Source organism: Psychrobacillus sp. (genome assembly GCF_056205495.1).
Window position 1 is genome coordinate 1 of record NZ_JBAEAP010000145.1, and the last position, 1,924, is coordinate 1,924.

Here is a 1,924-nt window from a genome sequence, read left to right on the forward strand (position 1 = left end):
TTCTTAGCCAACTCAGTACAAAACTCTTCAATCTCTTGTCCAATTCCCTTACCCCTATTTGTTGAATCTACTGCAAAATAACTAATTCTAGCAAAATCACCTATTAACGCTATTTGGGGTATGTAATGCATGGAAATAAAAGCAATGACTCTTTCATTATCCTCATAAACCAATAATTCCTCATCAGGATGTATGGTAAGCCTTTCTATTTTATCTTTAATGAAGGTCTCGGTATCTAAATAATCCAACTGGCCTAGTAAATCCGATATTGCCTTCCAATCTTTTATATTTGCTCTTCTGATCCCCACTTACTTCACTCCCTAAGAAAAATGTATCTAGTATATTCATCATCTTCATTGAACTATCCTGCCCATTAGCTCATAAGAAAAAAGAGCTGCGAAAGCAACTCTCTTTATGGTGTCAATCTTCCCACTCATACTCTGAATTAAATTCAACCGGCTCTATATCTGCCTTTTTATAGGTATCGGGTTTTTCATTCGGCAACGTGACCGTTATTTCGGTAAGGTCTTTATTCAATTCTAGCGTCAGAAAAGATGTCTTGTTTGATTTCTTGTTAAATAGTATGCCGGTTAGTTTTGATCCAGTAGATTCCGCTAACTGGAAATGCTTTATCGTCTTATCTTTCCCCGTTTTAGTGAATTTTTCTACTATGTATTTGGATTTATTCTTGCCGTCGTAACCATCACTTTTAATCAGTATATAAGATTCATCGTTCATCCAGCCACCATATATCTGATACTTGGGTGCTTCGTACGAGGGTACATCCTCTTTTTGTGTAGAATCTTGTACCTCTATTTTCTGCTCTACATTCACCTTTTCATTTTTCATGTCTTGTTCGTTATCACATGCAGCAAGACTCCCTATAACCAGAAGGCCTACGGAGATTTTTTTGTAAAAAAGGAAAGGCCTGACCTCCTAAAAGATGAACGTATTCTTCATAATAAATCCACCCGTTAAAGTTTAAATCAACTTATTTCCTTATGACTTCTTTCATTATTTTGAAGATAAATCTTTTTAAGCGTTGTGTTAATATTATTCAAAGCAATAAGAATAATCCCCAACATCACAAAGGTTACTATTTCCCCTGTAAACCAAGATACTATGCCTAAAATTCCAGCATAAAGAATGTATAACCAGTTACTCATATTCAATATCCTCCTAACCCTATATAAATGAACCTAACTAATTTTACCATATATATTTGGATGAATTTCTTTATTAGTTAATAAAAGGAATTAATGGCCTTCTTGGGCAATCTACTGCACTATCACGAATCGAAACATAGTAAAAAGCAATGAGGGACTTCCCACATTGCTCCGTTTCTTTACCCTAATGTTTGTTTTGTCATCATGACTTCTTGGCTTATTACTTTCTTTTGCTTGTTGATTCGATACCAGCCCATCACAACGGCTATGATCGATACAGAGCAAGAAATAGCAAGAACATAACTTCCATTGAGTTTTAAGAGAAATACACCAGCAATGAAAACCCCTATGGGTTGGGCCAATGTCGCTCCAGCTGTCAGAAAACCCATGGCACTGCCCATGATGTTTTGGGGGATGGCCTGCTGCAATTCAGTTTGGAAGATTATTGTGACGGGAGCCGCTAAAAGTCCGAATACGCCAAACAACACAATACTCATGATAGTGGAATCCACTACAAAACCGGCAATCGTGCCCACGACTCCAGATAAAACATACAATACGATCGACATTTCAAAATTCATTCGTTTGATTTTATACGTAATGGTTGCTCCTAGGAGAGTCCCGATCCCAATGGCTGTAAAGCAGATTCCCAAAGCCGCTGAACCATTCACCTTAATTTCCGAGTATAAAGTGGGGAGTAAGACATCCATGATCATAACGAATGCCATATTCGTGAACACCGCTGCCGTGATTGCCGA

4 protein-coding genes are annotated in these 1,924 nt (G+C 37.5%); all 4 read right to left on the bottom strand.

Annotated elements, in window-relative coordinates; translation table 11 throughout:
- Nucleotides 1-308 (bottom strand): GNAT family N-acetyltransferase (locus AC06OU_RS04320; RefSeq protein WP_475854212.1); only part of this gene is annotated, 308 nt, incomplete at its 3' end.
- A gap of 112 nt (nt 309-420) precedes the next feature.
- Entirely contained in the window at nt 421-849 is a 429-nt protein-coding gene (locus AC06OU_RS04325; protein ID WP_475854214.1) for a hypothetical protein, read from the bottom strand.
- 137 nt (nt 850-986) lie between these two features.
- Nucleotides 987-1,166, bottom strand: coding sequence for a hypothetical protein (locus tag AC06OU_RS04330; protein WP_475854215.1), 180 nt, complete (start codon nt 1,164-1,166; stop codon nt 987-989).
- A 179-nt stretch (nt 1,167-1,345) separates the two neighbouring features.
- Nucleotides 1,346-1,924 (bottom strand): MFS transporter (locus AC06OU_RS04335; RefSeq protein ID WP_475854217.1); only part of this gene is annotated, 579 nt, incomplete at its 5' end.